Origin of the sequence: Pseudomonas sp. TMW22091, from assembly GCF_022496705.1 — a bacterium.
Classification (GTDB): domain Bacteria; phylum Pseudomonadota; class Gammaproteobacteria; order Pseudomonadales; family Pseudomonadaceae; genus Aquipseudomonas; species Aquipseudomonas saxonica.
This window is the reverse complement of record NZ_SCFI01000003.1, coordinates 209,782-225,502: the sequence shown is the minus strand read 5'-3', so window position 1 is coordinate 225,502 and position 15,721 is coordinate 209,782. Positions and strand designations below refer to the sequence as shown.

At 56.3% G+C, this 15,721-nt stretch carries 10 protein-coding genes; all 10 read left to right on the top strand.

Annotated features, from left to right (window positions below; all coding sequences use genetic code 11):
• The first annotated feature begins 38 nt into the window (after positions 1 to 38).
• The 10 genes from leuB to EQV93_RS07520 all read left to right on the top strand — a co-directional run bounded on the left by leuB (position 39) and on the right by EQV93_RS07520 (position 15,669).
• A complete protein-coding gene (gene leuB / locus EQV93_RS07565) occupies positions 39 to 1,121 on the top strand; it encodes a 3-isopropylmalate dehydrogenase (RefSeq protein ID WP_122782328.1) in 1,083 nt (360 codons plus the stop codon).
• A gap of 68 nt (positions 1,122 to 1,189) precedes the next feature.
• Positions 1,190 to 2,302 carry an aspartate-semialdehyde dehydrogenase gene (gene asd, locus EQV93_RS07560; RefSeq protein WP_122782329.1) on the top strand — a complete coding sequence of 371 codons (1,113 nt, stop codon included), beginning with the start codon at positions 1,190 to 1,192 and terminating at the stop codon, positions 2,300 to 2,302.
• A gap of 192 nt (positions 2,303 to 2,494) precedes the next feature.
• The gene (locus EQV93_RS07555; protein WP_240891264.1) at positions 2,495 to 7,165 is read left to right on the top strand and encodes a dermonecrotic toxin domain-containing protein; all 4,671 of its coding nucleotides are present in this window, start codon (positions 2,495 to 2,497) and stop codon (positions 7,163 to 7,165) included.
• Positions 7,166 to 7,293: 128 nt separating this feature from the next.
• Complete coding sequence (locus EQV93_RS07550; RefSeq protein WP_122782331.1) at positions 7,294 to 8,304, top strand: aspartate-semialdehyde dehydrogenase; 1,011 nt, start codon at positions 7,294 to 7,296, stop codon at positions 8,302 to 8,304.
• A 142-nt stretch (positions 8,305 to 8,446) separates the two neighbouring features.
• Positions 8,447 to 10,843, top strand: coding sequence for a FimV/HubP family polar landmark protein (locus EQV93_RS07545; RefSeq protein WP_240891263.1), 2,397 nt, complete (start codon positions 8,447 to 8,449; stop codon positions 10,841 to 10,843).
• 185 nt (positions 10,844 to 11,028) lie between these two features.
• Entirely contained in the window at positions 11,029 to 11,853 is an 825-nt protein-coding gene (truA, locus tag EQV93_RS07540; protein ID WP_122782333.1) for a tRNA pseudouridine(38-40) synthase TruA, read from the top strand.
• A gap of 63 nt (positions 11,854 to 11,916) precedes the next feature.
• Complete coding sequence (locus tag EQV93_RS07535; protein ID WP_122782334.1) at positions 11,917 to 12,540, top strand: phosphoribosylanthranilate isomerase; 624 nt, start codon at positions 11,917 to 11,919, stop codon at positions 12,538 to 12,540.
• 273 nt (positions 12,541 to 12,813) lie between these two features.
• Complete coding sequence (accD, locus tag EQV93_RS07530) at positions 12,814 to 13,734, top strand: acetyl-CoA carboxylase, carboxyltransferase subunit beta (protein ID WP_122782335.1); 921 nt, start codon at positions 12,814 to 12,816, stop codon at positions 13,732 to 13,734.
• Positions 13,731 to 15,038 (top strand): bifunctional tetrahydrofolate synthase/dihydrofolate synthase, encoded by a 1,308-nt coding sequence (gene folC / locus EQV93_RS07525; RefSeq protein ID WP_146426011.1) that lies wholly within the window; start codon positions 13,731 to 13,733, stop codon positions 15,036 to 15,038. The genes accD and folC overlap by 4 nt, the downstream gene beginning before the upstream one ends.
• Positions 15,022 to 15,669, top strand: coding sequence for an SPOR domain-containing protein (locus EQV93_RS07520; protein ID WP_240891262.1), 648 nt, complete (start codon positions 15,022 to 15,024; stop codon positions 15,667 to 15,669). Before folC ends, EQV93_RS07520 begins: the two co-directional genes overlap by 17 nt.
• Positions 15,670 to 15,721 lie beyond the last annotated feature (52 nt).

Below are 15,721 nucleotides of genomic sequence, written 5' to 3'. Positions count from 1 at the left end.
GCCTGCGGGGGCATCCACTGACATTAAAAGAGGAACCCATGAGCAAGCAGATTCTGATTCTCCCAGGCGATGGCATCGGTCCGGAAATCATGGCCGAAGCGGTCAAGGTGCTGGCGCTGGCCAACGACAAGTTCAACCTGAACTTCGAGATGACCCATGACGTCATCGGCGGTGCAGCTATCGACAAGCACGGCGTGCCGCTCGCTGATGAGACTCTGGAACGTGCTCGTGCCGCTGACGCGGTGCTGCTGGGAGCAGTAGGTGGCCCCAAGTGGGACACAATCGAACGTGATATTCGCCCTGAACGGGGTCTGCTGAAAATCCGTGCGCAATTGGGTCTGTTCGGCAACCTGCGTCCGGCCATTCTGTATCCGCAACTGGCGGACGCATCGAGCCTCAAGCCGGAAATCGTCTCGGGTCTGGATATTCTGATTGTTCGCGAGTTGACCGGTGGCATCTATTTCGGCGCACCGCGTGGCACCCGTGAGCTGGAAAACGGCGAGCGTCAGGCCTACGACACGCTGCCTTACAGCGAAAGCGAAATTCGCCGCATTGCCCGTGTCGGCTTTGATATGGCCCGTGTACGTGGTAAAAAACTGTGCTCGGTCGACAAAGCCAACGTATTGGCCTCCAGCCAACTGTGGCGTGAAGTGGTCGAGCAAGTGGCCAAGGACTACCCGGACGTTGAATTGAGCCACATGTACGTCGACAACGCTGCCATGCAACTGGTGCGTGCACCCAAGCAGTTCGACGTGATCGTGACCGACAATCTGTTCGGCGACATCCTGTCTGATGAAGCGTCAATGCTGACCGGCTCCATCGGCATGCTGCCTTCGGCCTCGCTGGATGCCCACAACAAAGGCATGTACGAACCGTGCCACGGTTCGGCGCCGGACATCGCAGGTCAAGGCATTGCCAACCCGCTGGCAACCATTTTGTCGGTCTCGATGATGCTGCGTTACAGCTTCAATCAGCAGGCTGCAGCTGACGCCATCGAGAAGGCCGTAAGCCTGGTTCTGGACCAGGGACTGCGTACCGGCGATATCTGGTCGACGGGTTGCACCAAGGTCGGAACACAGGAAATGGGTGACGCAGTAGTCGCGGCGCTACAGAATCTGTAATCTCTCGGGCCCGTTACTTCCTGTAGGTGGAAGTAACGACCCCACTTTTTGTTAAAGGTGTAGTTGCGATGAAACGTGTAGGTCTGGTCGGTTGGCGCGGTATGGTTGGTTCCGTGCTCATGCAGCGGATGCTGGAAGAGCAGGATTTCGATCTTATTGAGCCGGTGTTTTTCACTACCTCCAATGTCGGTGGACAAGGTCCGTCCGTGGGCAAAGATATTGCCCCGCTGAAGGATGCTTACAACATTGAAGAGTTAAAAACCCTCGATGTGATCCTGACTTGCCAAGGCGGCGACTACACCAATGAGGTGTTCCCCAAGCTGCGTGAGGCAGGCTGGCAAGGTTATTGGATTGATGCAGCATCGAGCCTGCGCATGCAGGATGACGCGGTCATCATTCTGGACCCGGTCAACCGCAAGGTTATTGACCATCAACTGGATGCGGGCACCAAAAACTATATCGGCGGCAACTGCACCGTCAGCCTGATGCTAATGGGCCTTGGCGGTCTGTTTGAAGCCGGTCTGGTGGAGTGGATGAGCGCGATGACGTATCAGGCGGCCTCGGGCGCCGGCGCGCAGAACATGCGTGAACTGATCAAGCAAATGGGCGCAACTCACGCCGCGGTTGCCGATCAACTGGCTGATCCGGCCAGCGCGATCCTAGACATCGACCGTCGTGTGGCTGACGCCATGCGCAGCGACGCTTATCCGACTGAAAACTTTGGCGTGCCATTGGCCGGCAGCTTGATCCCGTGGATCGACAAAGAGCTGCCAAACGGTCAAAGCCGGGAAGAATGGAAAGCTCAAGCCGAAACCAACAAGATTCTGGGTCGCTTCAAAAACCCGGTTCCGGTGGACGGTATCTGCGTGCGTATCGGTGCGATGCGCTGCCACAGCCAGGCGCTGACCATCAAGTTGAACAAAGATGTGCCAATCGCTGACATCGAAGGCCTGATCAGCCAGCACAACCCTTGGGTCAAGCTGGTGCCAAACCATCGTGATATCAGCATGCAAGAGCTGAGCCCGACAAAAGTGACGGGTACCCTCAATGTACCGGTTGGCCGTCTGCGCAAGCTGAACATGGGTTCGCAGTTCCTCGGTGCCTTCACCGTGGGCGACCAGCTGTTGTGGGGCGCGGCTGAGCCGTTGCGTCGCATGCTGCGGATTCTGCTGGAGCGTTGATTCGCTGATGCACTACAAAAACCGTGTTTTCTGCAAAGAAACACGGTTTTTTTGTGCGTGCCGGGGCATCGCTACACGTTCTATCTCAAGCGTGCCATGACTGATATATCCATCTAACACCTTGCCTTGCAGTGTCCGAGGGTAAATGCGTGATCAACCCCACGATTGATCACCATTTTACGAGGACTTTGTATGTCAACGCCCACTCCACCAAACCCATTCGCTATAACGATCAATGCAGTCAGGGCACAGTTTGCCGATCGCCCGACCTTGGAGAGTGTCACCCGGCAGATGCTGGCTGCGGCATTATCCCAAAAATACCCCACCCTGAAGATTGACTTGGTGCGCACCCGACTGGCCATGCCCCGGGTGGGCGGGGGCTGGGAATTGCAGCCGTTCCTGGAACGGGTCATGGACTACCTGGCCAACGGCAATGTATTGAATTTAGAGCAGGTCAATGGTCAGTCCTACTATCTCTGTGATGACGCCCCCAATTGGCTGGAGCCTGATCTGCTTGATATGAAGGTCATTGACACCCTGGTAAGGGAATTGACCTGGACGGTGCCCGTCGGCTATCAAAATGCGCTGGCTGAATATTGGTCTGGCCAGGCAGATACGGGTGTCAGCCGCTGGCGCTGGTTCAGCGATGTGCTCAGGGACACCATGAGCATGGGTTTGATTCGCCAAGACGATCTGAGTGACTTGGCTCGCGAAACAGTGAACCAGGTGATTCTGTGCCCTGATCGAGAAGCGCGAATAAGCCGCTACGGTGAACAATGCGCACAGGTTTATTGCCTTGAGTCGACACTTATTGGTGCGCAACTCAGCAGTACCCGGCTGACTTCATCCCTCGTGCTGGTACGTGACAACCTGATTCTTTTGTGTCGGCCCAATGGCGCAATCAGATCTTTTCCCACTGTCGACGCGGTCATCAAATATGGCGGGCAGCGCATAGGCACAGCCTATTTGAGTGATGAAATCCGTATCAAGCGCTACGAGCTCGAGGGCAATGTTTTCGACGTGCAAGCCGCGATCATCCTGGGCAGGCAACTGGAGAGCCTCGGAGCTCTGAAATTGCCTTCACACGTGGGTGTCGAGACGCTGCAGACGGTATGCCTTACCCTCAGTGACCCGGCGCAGTACATGCTCACAGGCCCTGCGCCAGATGAGCCTGCGGTGGGTACTCTTAAAGCACAGTTACCCGACTGGTTGAAACACGCGTCTGCTGCCGATCAGGCTCAGTACCGTCAATACAGCCTGGCCCTGGCGCGTGCCAAGAAAACCAGCCAAGGCCGTACCTTCCTTAGCGGTATTGCAGATATTCGCTCATTTGCCATCGATGTCTTGACGCAGCAAATGCAGCTTGACCAGATGCGTCTGGAACCTGATTCATCCCGTCATGTTTCTGTCGAAGCGTTTAACCCTGACCATATAGAGTTGACATTTTTTTCTGCGGCGGGCTTTCCCAATGCAATCCCTGTCACCGAAGAGGTGACCATGAGTCTGACCGATCTTGCCCTGAAAAACCTGGTGGGGCGGCCGCAGGGGGTGCTGAGCCTGAAGCATTTACACGGGGTGGCATTGCCTGTTTGGCTGACGCCCAGCTACATCATCAGCCGCAACGGCCTGATTGAGCGGGCGGACATCGGCAAGGTATATCCAGAGAGGCTCCAGAGTTTACTGTTGGGCGCAACGGGCGATGCACACAAGCGTGAACAACTGTTTGCGGATCAAATCAGTGCGTATTTGCCCTTGCAGGCGCTGGAGCTCAGTCTCAAGAAAGAAAACGGCCTCACCCCGCGCGGTGCACGCTACGTCGCGGCCTTGATGCAGAGCAATGCTGTCGACCGTCAGGTCGAAGGTGCGCCGGTGGTCATTCGGCATCTGGCACTGGTGCGCAGGTCTGGCGCAGCCCCGGATGTGGTCAACAATATGTTCATCATTGAACCCGCTGACATGACAGTCGGCCCGCACGTGCTATATCGGCCGTTCTACCCTCAATCGCTGCATGAGTTCCCGACTCGCGCCGCACTGTTGGAGGCTATTGCCCGGCCGGGAGAGCTGCAAACCAGTGTGCTGGTCTGGTTGAGCAATGTCGCCCGCCCGATTTACGACAATGGCGGTTTTCAGGAGCCCCATTACGTACGCTTTGGACAGGGCAGCGATTTCGCTCCCATTGAATTGCCTCGACCTGCCACGCTGTCCACTGATGGCGTCAGTGACGAGTTGTCGCAATATTTGCATAACGGCAAGTTGATGCAATTTCTGTATATCAGCAATGCAAGTGCGCTGGTGAGTCAGGCCCAAAGAAGCTCCGTATCCAACACCGAGAGTCGCTGGGGTGTATTGCTTGAACAAACCAACCTGATATTCAACCTCGTACTGCTACCTTTTTTGAGCGTGCCCACTCTGCTCACAGTAGGGCTGTCTGTCATGTTGCTGGCTGCCATAAAGGACATTCCGGCACTCAACAGTGAAGACCCGATCACTCGCGAACTCGGATTGGTCGATCTGCTGCTCAACCTGACCATGGTGCTATTCCCGCCGAGACCGCCGATTCTTGCGCGTCCACCGTTGGCCAATGGTGTCAGGGATCAAGTCGTGAGGCCGCGAGCGCCGTTGCGTATCGCTGACCGGTGGCCCGAACAACCCGCTCCCAAACTCACCGTGGGCGCCGTTGCCTTGCATGGTGAAATGCCCGATCTGAACAGCACGCCCCTGGATTTCAGCTTTGCCAGCGCCCGTAATCGTTTGACGCCAAGTCAAAGCAATAGGTTGGCCCGTTTTGAGGTAAAAGCGCCCACTCCGCTGCCTGAACCGATACGCCTCAATCCGAGTGCGGATGTGCCGCGTAAAGGGCTGTACGTGATTAACAACAAGTGGCATGCCTTGGTTGAGGGCACGTTGTATCAGGTTAGTGTGGAGGCGGAAGGCGTCATGATTGTGGACCCCGCGGACAGCAAAAATGTTGGCCCTTATTTGAAATCTGATGGGGACGGCCAGTGGTCACTTGATCTGCGTCTGCGTTTGTCGGGTGGTATGCCCAATTCTCGAGTGGAGGCTTTGCGCAAGAAACAAGACGCGCGAAGAGAGGAGATGCTTGCTCAGTGGATAAAGCTCAACGAACAGACGCCCAAGATGAATGCACTGTTCCAGGTGTCGATATCGGTGATGGAGCGCGCCGAAAGAGATCCGCGTTTTTCCGAGCAGCAACGTAGCGTTTATCGCCGCAAAGCAGAGAGCGCCACTCAAGAGTTGATCGATTCATACCTCCTTCTGCTGAAGAACCTCGACGAGTTTAAAAGTTTGTTTCCGGATGTGAAGAAGTACGATATTGATGGCCGGATACTAGCCTTGGCGACGGAGTGCAACCATCTCTTGGCTATTTATGACTACGACTTGAAAGGGGTTCCTTTCAGAGCCGTTGATGTGGGTGCCGAGCAGGGGCATCTCCGCTTTGATCAAGTCATGAAATATTACATAGACATCTATGAAAAGATGATTGCTACGCTTGAACTCAGAACACGCTATCTGGATCGCCTGGATCAGGCGGGCATATCGAGGTATGAAAGTTCTCTCGAAAAAGCCAGCCTTGAGAAGGCTAACGTCGACTTCTTTGATGTCCCCATTAAAAACTCGTACTTAAATTGGCTGATAAAACCCAGCGTAAAGGAGTGGCACAGTAATCCGGCGCTGGTGAAGAGCCTGGAGTCTCTCGTGCAGCCTGTTAGAAAGCTGATCAGTACTCATGCAGAGCTAAGCACCTTTGATTTCAGCAGCGGTGAAAGCCTTGAAGTCTTGAGTAGTCTTGTGGAGTCCTACGCTCAATCGCTGGATGCCTTGCGAGGCTTGGGGATTATTAGCGCAGATGAATTGGATAGCATATCGTTCAATAAAATCATCACGCTGCTGGATGGTCTTTACCAAGACGTCACAAAGAAAATGGCGGCTGAAATAAAACCAGGGGCAAAGGGCTTTGAATTGCCGGTCAAACCCAGGCGGGCGCCTGTGGCGCATGCTCAAAAAAGAATTATTAAAACTCGCAACAGCGGCCAGTTGATTGGCAAGGTAATTCCGGCGGGGGGGGAGTGGCCGATTGAAGTAGTCGAAGTGCGCTCTGAGGACAACGATCAACTACTCGGTACTTATTCAAAACACGGTGAGGTTTGGGACGAGATAAAAGATGCTGCGCCTCTGGCACCTGTCGCTACACGGCCCCTCGACCTTCTCAAAGGTGAAGCGCGCAAACGTTATGCCGATCTCGACAAGCATCTGCGCAAGGCTGATGAATATAAAAAGATTTCCAGATACCCGCAGGAGGTTGAAGAGGTTCTTCAACACGAGGCTGATCGCCTGACTCAGTTGGCAGCAGATCTCAGCAAGGCCATTGACGCACAGCCCCTGGACGCGATTGTACAAACCGATCTTGTTCTTGCGGACAACCTGCGCAGTGGCGCCGCGCGGTTGACAGACAAAGGTAAAGAGCTGCGTACCCAGTTAAGTCTTGAGTTACCGCCGACTCACGGCAACCTTAGCTATCTGCTCGATCAAGACCGTGTGCAGATAGCCTGCCTGGGTGATCGTATAAAGCTGGCGGGTGAGCGCCAGGATTTCATTCAGGAATACGCGATCAATGACAAGAAAGGCTCCCCGCTCTGGTACGCCCACTTTCACTACGCTGCAGCCGATACGCCGAAAGAAAACTACGGCATGGCTCACTTGAAACTCAAATCCCAGCGCAGAGAAAGCTATTATTCGTTGCTCAAGAAAACGCAAAGCCCTCAAGCAGCCGTCAACGTTCACCATGGCGTGATTGGAAAAGAGCTGGCGCAACGCTGGTTCCTGCCGCTTGATCGTCACTGATGCGCCACGGCTTTGGGCTGAGCATCAGTTGAAAGGCTTATAGCGTCACCCTCGCACCTTGCTTTAATTGCCTGACTCACCCCAGGCAGTTAAAGTGCGCCTCCCCACGTTTCGCCTGAGGCAGATCCATGAACCAGTCCTTTGATATCGCCGTCGTCGGCGCCACCGGCACTGTCGGCGAAACCATTGTGCAAATCCTTGAAGAGCGCAATTTTCCGGTAGCCGACTTGCACCTGCTGGCCAGCATCGAGTCCGCCGGAAGCTCGGTACCTTTTCGGGGCAAAAACGTCAGAGTGCGTGAAGTCGATGTGTTCGACTTCAGCAAAGTTAAGGTGGTTTTCTTTGCCGCCGGGCCTGCGGTGACCTCCAGCTACGCGGCGAAAGCTTCGGCTGCGGGATGTACCGTGATTGATTTGTCAGGTGTTTTGCCTGCCTCGCAGGCGCCGCAAGTGGTGCCCGAGGCCAATGCACAGGTCTTGGCCGGTTTGCCCAAGCCCGTGCAAGTCAGCAGTCCAAGCCCGTCGGCGACCGCTCTGGCAGTGGCGCTGGCGCCATTGCGCGGCTTACTCGATTTTCAGCGCGTCACTGTGACGGCGTGCCTGGCCGTTTCCGCTCAAGGGCGTGAAGCTGTTTCCGAGTTGGCGCGTCAAACCACGGCGCTGCTGAACCTGCATCCGCTCGAATCAAATTTCTTTGACCGTCAGATGGCTTTCAACTTGCTCGCGCAAGTCGGTACGCCCGATGCGCAAGGCCATGTTCCGCTGGAAAAACGTCTGGTTACGCAACTGCGTGAAATATTGAATTTGCCGACACTTAAAGTTTCAGTCACGTGCATTCAAGCTCCGGTGTTTTTTGGCGATAGCTTTAGTGTGTCGGTACAAATGGCGGGGCCAGTCGATCTGGATGTTGTTAATGCAGCGCTTGAGGCCGCAGACGGTCTTGAGTTGGTTGACGCAGGCGATTATCCAACGGCAGTGGGCGATGCTGTTGGCCAGGACGTGGTTTATGTAGGGCGTGTGCGCCATGCTGTGGACGATACTTCTGAACTTAATCTCTGGATAACTTCAGATAACGTACGTAAAGGCGCCGCCTTAAATGCCGTGCAACTGGCTGAGTTGTTGATAAAAGACTTGCCGTAAAAGATACTTGGCCTCAATTTCCAGCAGGGTTCAAGAGCCGCTCTGGGGTCATGTGTCTTAAGGCGCAAGTCTTGGGCACAATCTTCGGGCAGTAGCTATTCGGATCTCGCAGGACGAGGTCTGTACCAATAAGGAAGAGGCGATGCTTCAGGTTCGCAAATTAGTGTTAGCAATAGCTGCTGCTTCGGCGCTGTCATCCGGTATGGCGCAGGCACTTGGGCTCGGAGAGCTGACTCTGAAATCGACTCAGAATCAGCCTCTGCTGGCTGAAATCGAGTTGCTGGATGTCAAGGATCTTACGGCTGCAGAAGTGGTGCCGAGCCTGGCGCCTGCGGACGAATTCACTAAGGCGGGCGTGCCACGGCCGGCTTTTTTGGATGAGTTACGTTTTACTCCGGTGATCAATGCCGACGGCAAGAGTGTGCTACGCGTTACGTCCAGTCAGCCGCTGTCCGAACCCTTTGTAAAATTTCTGGTGCAAGTGATGTGGCCAAGTGGTCGCTTACTGCGCGACTACAGCGTCATGCTCGACCCTGCGAAGTTTTCGCCTCAAACCGCTGCAGCAGCCTCAGCTGCGACTGTGCCGGCCACTGCCGGCGCGTCTGCGCAGTACACCACTACGCCACGCGACACCTTGTGGGAAATCGCGGCAAAGGCGGCCAATGGTGGCTCGGTCCAGCAGACGATGCTGGCCATTCAGGCGCTAAATCCTGATGCGTTCATCAATGGCAATATCAATCGTCTGAAAACCGGTCAAGTATTGCGTCTGCCTGATGCCTCGCAGAGTGTTCAGTTGCCGCAGGCCAAAGCGCTCAGTGAGGTGGCTTCACAGAACGCCGATTGGCGTAATGGCCGCCGTACGGTGCCATTGCCTCAGCAGCTGGATGCAACACGACGTCAGCCAGCAGAGGCCCTGCGTCCAGCCAAGGCTGCCCGTAGTGACAGCTTGAGCCTGGTCGCGGCACAGCCGGCCAATGGTAAAGGTGCGGCAGGGGACGCCAGTAATATCGCTGCACAGCTGGCGATGGCTCAGGAAGGTCTGGATTCAAGCCGTCGTGAAAATACCGAGCTGCAAAGCCGGATGAACGATTTGCAAAGCCAGCTGGACAAGCTGCAACGCTTGATCGAGTTGAAAAATGATCAACTGGCCAAGCTGGAGGCGGGCGGTGCCGCTTCCGGCGACCCTGCTACAGCGATCCCGGCTCAGTTGGCCGCACAAGCCGTAGATGCTCCAGAGTCGGATATCGAGCCTGCGCAAGAAGGTGCGCCAGCCACGGCTGTACCGCCCGCGCCCGCGCAGGGCGTGAATCCTGCCTCTGCGGGTGAGCGCAGTCTTCAGAATCTGCTTGGCAGCCCAATGCTGATGGGCCTGGCAGGCGGTGTCGCCGTTTTGCTTTTGTTGCTGTTACTGCTGCTGGCCCGTCGCCGCAAGGCCTTGCAAGCGGCGCAACGGCACGAGCGCATGGCACGGGAGCTGGAGGATGATGCGCATTTTGCGTCTGATCTGGACCTGCCAGAAAGTAACTTCGCTGGCCTTGAAGTGCCGCCGCCAAGCCCTACGCTCGATGAAGCTCCAGCTCCAGCTCCAGCTCCAGCTCCAGCTCCAGCTCCAGCTCCAGCTCCAGCTCCAGTTATCGCGCCCGTCATTGGCGCTTTGTCACTGGCCAAGCCTGGAGACGATGTGCTGGTGCAGGCAGAGCAACTGATTGCGCTGCAACAGCTGGACGAGGCCGTCACGCTGCTCAAAAGTGCAATCGAAAAAGAGCCTCAGCGCAGCGACTTGCGTCTCAAACTGATGCAGGTATACGCCGAGCAGGGCGAGCGTGAAGCTTTTATTGCTCAAGAGCGTCAGTTGGTGGCCAACGGCAAGAACCACGCTGAAGTCGAGCAACTCAAGGCGCGTTATCCGGCCATGTTGGCAGCGGCTACAGGGATCGCCACGGCTGCAGTTGCCGCGCAACTTGAAGAACAGTTCGTTGATGAAATGCTGCGTGACGAGAGTGCGGTCGAGCCTGAGTTTGATCACGACTTCGACCTGAGCCTTGATGAACTGGAAACGGCGTCACCCTCCGAACTGTCGCCTGCGCAACCACTGGATCAGCCAGCGCCAGGCAGTGAGCAAAGTTTTGAGGAAGTGCTCAAGCAGCAAGCTGAGGCTCAGGCACCCGGTGATGAACTGTCAGACCTTGATTTAAGCCTGCCGGCTGATTTTGATCTGTCGTTGGCGGCGGAGAGCGCAGACGCTGAAGCAGACGCTGAGCCCGACAGCTTTACCATTGAGCTGGACAAGGTCAACGCCGAGTTGCAGCGCTTGTCGCAAAGTCTGGAGCAACCGTCTCTTGAGTCGGCGTTTGCCGATGATCCCGAACCCGACTTCTTGTCGGGTACCGATGAAGCGGCCACCAAGCTTGATTTGGCGGAGGCTTACATTGACATGGGTGACGATGAAGGGGCGCGAGATATTCTGGCGGAGGTCATCGCTGAAGGTAACCCCGAACAGCAAGCTGAAGCCCTTGAGATGCTAGCTCGACTGGTCTGATGGTCTGAGCCCGGAAACTCCAGCGGCAGCCTTTATGGCTGCCGTTGTTGTCAGTGGCATCCGGATTTGTAGCGCGCTCATCATTTGTTTCATGGCGTCTGGCCGGTGTCGCCTTATAATGGCCGACTTTGCGTTAATCAGCAGGCTGTAACTCCTTGGCAAATATAGATAACCCAGCTGCCGAAATGGCCGCCGAAGGCTTTTACCGAATCGCGCTGGGCGTTGAATACAAAGGCTCGCGCTACAGTGGCTGGCAGCGTCAGGCCAATGGCGTATTGACCGTTCAGGAAACCCTTGAGAACGCGTTGTCAAAAGTTGCCGCATCGCCGGTGTCCTTGATGTGCGCGGGTCGCACTGACGCAGGTGTGCACGCCTGCGGGCAAGTGGTGCACTTCGATACTCAGGCCGAGCGCTCACTTAAAGCGTGGGTCATGGGCGCCAATATCAACTTGCCCCATGACATCAGTGTGACGTGGGCCAAAGTCATGCCGGCGGATTTTCATGCGCGTTTCAAAGCCATTGCCCGCCGTTATCGGTACGTGATTTACAACGATCAGATCCGCCCGGCACATTTGAATCAGGAAGTGACTTGGAATCATCGTCCGCTGGATGTTGAGCGCATGGCTGAGGCCGCCCAGTATTTGCTGGGCGTTCATGACTTTAGCGCCTTCCGGGCCGGCCAGTGCCAGGCCAAGTCGCCGATCAAGGAAATGCATCATCTGCGAGTCACCCGTCATGGGCGGATGATTGTGCTGGATATTCGCGCCAGTGCTTTCTTGCACCACATGGTGCGCAATATTGCTGGGGTATTGATGACTATCGGCTCAGGCGAACGGCCGGTTGAGTGGATTAAAGAGGTCCTTGAAAGCCGCGCTCGTCGTTCTGGGGGCGTCACGGCGCATCCTTATGGTCTGTATTTGGTTCAGGTTGAGTATCGGGATGAGTTTCAGTTGCCCGAGCGTTACATTGGCCCACATTTCTTGACGGGTTTTACCGAACTCGACGGCTGACGCCCGGATAAGCATTTGTTACCATCCGGGGCTTTCGCGCTCAAGTGTCGGGGTGTTATCGAGATGTCCGTTGTTCGCAGCAAGATCTGCGGTATTACCCGCATAGAAGATGCACTGGCTGCGGTTGCGGCCGGTGCTGACGCCATCGGCTTTGTGTTCTACGCAAAAAGCCCTCGGGCTGTTACCGCAGTGCAAGCGCGGGCCATCATTGCGGCGCTGCCGCCTTTTGTGACGACGGTCGGGTTGTTCGTTAATGCAAGTGCTTGCGAGCTCAACGAAACACTTGATGCCGTACCACTGGACCTGTTGCAGTTTCACGGCGATGAAACCCCTGAGCAATGTGAGGGTTATCACCGTCCTTACATCAAAGCCCTGCGAGTTAAGGCAGGCGACGACATCGCCGGTGCTTGCCATGCCTATGCAAGTGCCAGCGGTATATTGCTCGATGCGTATGTCGAGGGCGTGCCGGGGGGAACTGGTCAAGCGTTTGACTGGTCTTTGATACCGCAAGGTTTATCCCGCCCCATCATCCTGGCGGGCGGCTTGACAGTCGACAACGTCGTACAGGCCATTGCTCAGGTGCGTCCTTATGCCGTTGATGTCAGTGGCGGGGTCGAAAAGAGCAAAGGCATCAAGGATCACGACAAGATTCGTGACTTCATGCGCAAGGTGCGTGCAACAAACTGATACGTGATGTGACGGTTGGCAGTCTGCCACCGTCCATCAATACCGCTGTGAAAAGCAGACGGGCCCTGTGGTTTGACGGGCAAAAATTAACATGGCAGCCGCTCTGGAGCGTGTTGTCGGGAAGGCTGAGGGTTTCTTGGGGGTTATGCTGGTTTGCCCTGTGCTGACCGCTGCCTTCGAGCATCATCGCCGTACATCTATTGAAATTAGCTCAAGGGCATACACGGGGCCTGAACCCAAGTGTTCAGGTCGCCGGTACTGGAGAAAAAAAGCATGAGCAACTGGTTGGTAGACAAGCTGATTCCTTCGATCATGCGTTCCGAGGTCAAAAAGAGCTCGGTACCTGAAGGCCTGTGGCACAAATGCCCGTCTTGTGACGCTGTGCTTTATCGTCCTGAGCTGGAAAAGACCCTGGACGTTTGCCCTAAGTGTAATCACCACATGCGCATTGGTGCGCGTGCCCGCATCAATATTTTCCTGGACGCCGAAGGTCGCGAAGAGCTCGGTGCTGACCTGGAGCCTGTTGATCGCCTGAAGTTTCGCGACAGCAAAAAGTACAAAGACCGTCTGGTCGGCGCGCAGAAGCAGACCGGTGAGAAGGACGCACTGATCTCGATGAGCGGTACGTTGCTGGGCATGCCGGTGGTGGTGTCGGCGTTTGAATTCTCCTTCATGGGCGGTTCGATGGGCGCGATCGTGGGTGAGCGCTTTGTTCGCGCCGCCAACTACGCACTCGAAAACCGCTGCCCGATGATTTGCTTCGCGGCCTCGGGTGGTGCGCGTATGCAGGAAGCCCTGATCTCCCTGATGCAAATGGCCAAGACCTCTGCGGTGCTGGCGCGTCTGCGTGAAGAAGGTATTCCGTTTATTTCGGTACTGACTGATCCGGTGTACGGCGGTGTATCGGCCAGTTTGGCGATGCTCGGCGATGTGATCGTGGCTGAACCCAAAGCGCTGATCGGTTTTGCCGGGCCGCGTGTTATCGAGCAAACCGTGCGCGAAAAGTTGCCTGAAGGCTTCCAGCGCAGTGAGTTCCTGCTGGAACACGGCGCAATCGACCTGATCATCGCCCGTCAGGAGCTGCGCCCACGTCTGGGTAACTTGCTGGCACAAATGATGGGCTTGCCGACCCCGGTATTCGTCGCGCCGCCTGTTGAAACCATCGTAGTACCGCCGGCGCCAGCCAACCTATGACCCAGCGCACCCTTGGCGAGTGGCTCGCCTATCTTGAACAGTTGCATCCAGCGGCCATCGACATGGGTCTGGATCGCGCGCGCGAGGTAATGATCCGCATGGGCTTGCACAAGCCCGCGCCTCGGGTGGTGACGGTTACTGGAACTAATGGTAAAGGCTCAACCTGTGCGTTTGTAGCTTCAATGCTGCGGGCGCAAGGCCTGAAAGTTGGGGTTTACAGCTCGCCGCATTTGTTGCGCTACAACGAACGCGTGCAAATCGACGGTGCCGAAGTCTCGGATGAACAGCTCTGCGAGGCGTTTGCGGCCCTGGATGCCGGGCGTGGCGAAACCTCGCTGACGTATTTTGAGATGGGTACGCTGGCAGCCTTCTGGCTATTCGAGCGTGCACAGTTGGACGCCGTGGTACTGGAAGTCGGCCTGGGAGGGCGACTGGATGCGGTGAATCTGGTCGATGCTGACATGGCGTTGATCACCAGTATCGGTGTTGATCACGTGGAGTACCTGGGTAATACCCGTGAGTCAGTGGCGTACGAAAAAGCAGGCATCATGCGTGCTGGCAAACCAGCGCTGTGCGGCGATCTGGCACCCCCTCAGCCCTTGCTTGATAAAGCTGGTGAGTTGGGCTGCCCGCTATTCTTGCGCGGGCGTGACTTTGACCTGACTGTGGCTGGGGCGGTCTGGCACTGGAAAGGGCAGAGTGCTGCGGGAAGCGCGCTTGAGTTGCGAGACTTGCCGTTGCTGGATTTGCCAATGGAGAACGCGGCGCTGGCCTTGCAGGCTTATGCCTTGACGGACTTGCCCTGGCAGCCTGAACGGATCGTTCAGGCCTTGCTGGCTACGCACGTTACCGGGCGCCTGGATCGCCGACGCTTTACCTGGCAGGGTAAAACTCTGAATTTGCTGCTTGATGTGGGCCATAACCCCCATGCAGCGCACTATTTGCTTCAACGCTTGCAGCAGCGTCCGGTGGCAGGAAAGCGCCTTGCGGTATTTGGCTTGCTGGCGGACAAGGACCTTGATGGCGTAGTGTCAACGCTTGCGCCTGTTGTTACCCACTGGGCCGTGGCGCCGCTGGACACTGGGCGCACACGTCCGGCAGAGGAGCTTGAGGCTGCGCTGCAACGCCTCGGGGCTTCGGTTCTGGCGTATGACAGTGTTGATGCTGCACTTCAAGCGCAGTGCGAGCGTGCTACACCGCAAGACGAAATTTTGTTGTTTGGTTCATTTTATTGCGTCGCACAAGCGCTCGAATGGCTGGAGCGGCGCGCCACGGAGGAGTCGGCAAATGGCTTTGCTGGATAAGGTATACAAGCAACGGATGGTCGGTGCCCTGGTGTTGGTGGCGTTGGCTGTGATTTTTTTGCCGATGCTGTTCACCCGTGAAGATGAGCAACGGCAAATCCAGGTGGATGCACCCACGGCGCCTCAGGTGCCGGTGATGCCTCAGGTTCAGGTAGAGCCTGTTGCCGTGCCTGAGCCGCAGCCTATCGCCGAGGAGCCAGCCCCTCCAGAGGAAGTGGCTCAAGAGCAGGTTGCTCCGGCGCCTGCGGCACCGGCACCGGCACCGGCACCTGCTCCTGTGGTGAGCAAACCGGTTGCGGCAGTCAAACCACCGGCGGTCACTCCGGCTCAGACGGTTGCACAAGCGCCTGCCAAGCTCGATACCACGCAAAAGCGTGTAGACGCCAATGGCCTGCCCGTCAGCTGGTCGGTTCAATTGGTGAGCCTGTCTAACCGTGCAAGTGCTGATAACCTTCAAAAAACCCTTCGTAATCAAGGTTATAACGCATACGTACGTTCTTCAGGCGGAATGAACCGGGTTTTTGTCGGCCCTTTGCTTGAGCGCGCTGAGGCCGATCGTCTGCGTGATATGCTCGGCAAGCAGCAAAATCTCAAGGGTTTTGTCGTGCGCTTCCAGCCAGAGCGCGGTTAAGAGCCATCAAAGGTTCAATCTGATTGCGAGTGCGGTGATAAATCGGCTTACC

Excerpts from the sequence above, each read along its gene's own strand:
- EQV93_RS07545 (WP_240891263.1), top strand. The coding sequence starts at position 8,447 with ATGCTTCAGGTTCGCAAATTAGTGTTAGCAATAGCTGCTGCTTCGGCG.
- folC (WP_146426011.1), top strand. The coding sequence starts at position 13,731 with ATGACCCAGCGCACCCTTGGCGAGTGGCTCGCCTATCTTGAACAGTTG.
- EQV93_RS07535 (WP_122782334.1), top strand. The coding sequence starts at position 11,917 with ATGTCCGTTGTTCGCAGCAAGATCTGCGGTATTACCCGCATAGAAGAT.
- EQV93_RS07555 (WP_240891264.1), top strand. The coding sequence starts at position 2,495 with ATGTCAACGCCCACTCCACCAAACCCATTCGCTATAACGATCAATGCA.
- leuB (WP_122782328.1), top strand. The coding sequence starts at position 39 with ATGAGCAAGCAGATTCTGATTCTCCCAGGCGATGGCATCGGTCCGGAA.
- EQV93_RS07550 (WP_122782331.1), top strand. The coding sequence starts at position 7,294 with ATGAACCAGTCCTTTGATATCGCCGTCGTCGGCGCCACCGGCACTGTC.
- EQV93_RS07520 (WP_240891262.1), top strand. The coding sequence starts at position 15,022 with ATGGCTTTGCTGGATAAGGTATACAAGCAACGGATGGTCGGTGCCCTG.
- truA (WP_122782333.1), top strand. The coding sequence starts at position 11,029 with ATGGCCGCCGAAGGCTTTTACCGAATCGCGCTGGGCGTTGAATACAAA.
- asd (WP_122782329.1), top strand. The coding sequence starts at position 1,190 with ATGAAACGTGTAGGTCTGGTCGGTTGGCGCGGTATGGTTGGTTCCGTG.
- accD (WP_122782335.1), top strand. The coding sequence starts at position 12,814 with ATGAGCAACTGGTTGGTAGACAAGCTGATTCCTTCGATCATGCGTTCC.